Source organism: Cupriavidus sp. 05T41, from assembly GCF_056396525.1.
Genome location: NZ_JBFTLQ010000193.1, coordinates 1 through 1,664 on the forward strand (window position 1 = coordinate 1; position 1,664 = coordinate 1,664).

Sequence of the window (1,664 nt, forward strand, 5' to 3'; positions counted from 1 at the left end):
GCCGGGCCGTGCGGGCGGCGCGCAGCCCGGCCGCGGCCGGCGGCGCCTGCAGGCCGGCGGCGCGCCAGGGAAATATGTGCTTACAAAGTCCGGTGCGCCGGCGCGGCTGCCCGCCGTTAAKGGAAGTATCGTGACAGCAGGGAGCACGGGCGTTGGCCCKGCACCCGTTTCGTCGAAGAGGTAATTCCATGTTTCCTGACCGCAGGCTTGGCCACCGTGCCCGCGCCCTGCTCATAGCCACCGGCCTGGCAGGTGTCGTTCTTGTCACTTGGCAACTGCCGGCGCTGGCGCAGTCCGCCGATCCGTCCGACCGCATCGCCACCATCACCGACGCCGCGGGCAATCTCAGCTTCGCGCCGGCCGGCTCCGACGAGTGGGCCCAGGCCGCACCCAACCGGCCCATCACCACCGGCGACCGCCTGTGGGTGGACAACGGCGGACGCGCGGAGCTGCATGCCGGCTCCACGGCGATCCGGCTCGGCAGCGCCACCGCGGTGACGGTGCTCAACCTTGACGACAGCGCCACCCAGGTCAAGCTKACCCAGGGCACGCTGCAGCTGCGCGTGCGCGCGCTGCCGCCGGACCAGCCGGTGGAGATCGACACCCCCAACCTGGCCTTCGTGCCGCGCGAGCCGGGCGACTACCGGCTCGACGTGGCGGCCGACGGCAGCGCCACGGTGGTCACCCTCCATCATGGCTCGGCCGTGGTGTACGGCGACAATCGCTCGCTCGACATGCGCCGCGGCGAGCAGGTCCGCTTCGCCGGAACCGACCTGGCCGAGGCAGGCGCCGCCTCCGATCCGCCGGCCGACGAGTTCGACCGCTGGACCATGGCGCGCGATGCGCGCGAGGATGCCTCGCCCTCGGCCCGCTACGTACCTCCCGAGATGACCGGCTATGCCGCGCTGGACGGCTACGGCGACTGGCAGGAAGACCCGGGCTACGGCGCGGTTTGGTTCCCGCGCGTGGTCGCGGCCGACTGGGCGCCCTACAGCGCTGGCCACTGGGCCTGGGTGGCGCCGTGGGGATGGAGCTGGTGCGACGACGCGCCCTGGGGCTTCGCGCCGTCCCACTATGGCCGCTGGGCTCGCGTCGGCGACCGCTGGGGCTGGATGCCCGGCCCGCGCGCGGTGCGTCCGGTGTACGCCCCCGCGGTGGTGGGCTTTATCGGCGGCGGCCCCGGCCCCGGCCGGAATGCCTCCCACGGCGGACCGGGGGTAGCCTGGTACCCGCTCGGCCCGCGCGAGTCCTATCGCCCGGTCTATGGCGCCAGCCCTGGCTATCTCAATCGCATCAACCGCTTCACCGTCAATAACGAGGTGGTCAACAACCACGTGCGCAACGTCTATGTCAACCGGGATGTGCCGGGCGCCGTCACCGGCATGCCGGCGCGCGCCTTCGTGCAGGGCCAGCGCGTGCCGCCCGGCGCGCGCAACGACGCATGGCGCAACCTGCCGCGCGGCGAGGCCAAYGGCGCGCCGCCGCTGGCGCYGGTCAAGGCCAGCCTGCTAGGTGCGAATCCCGGGCGGCCMGCGCCGCCGGCGGTCATKCAGGGCTTCAACCGTCCCGCCATCGCGGCGCGCGCGCCGGGCCGTCCCGCCAGCGACGAACTGGCCCAGCGTTTTGCCCGTGGCGGCGGCACGGTGCCCGGCGCGGGGCCGGCC

The 1,664-nt window shown here is 73.7% G+C and carries 1 protein-coding gene; it reads left to right on the top strand.

Features of this window, described 5'->3' with window-relative positions:
• Nucleotides 1–188: 188 nt before the first annotated feature.
• Nucleotides 189–1,664, top strand: a 1,476-nt coding sequence (locus tag AC1DKV_RS40410; protein WP_477139758.1) for a DUF6600 domain-containing protein, incomplete at its 3' end; no start/stop codon positions are given.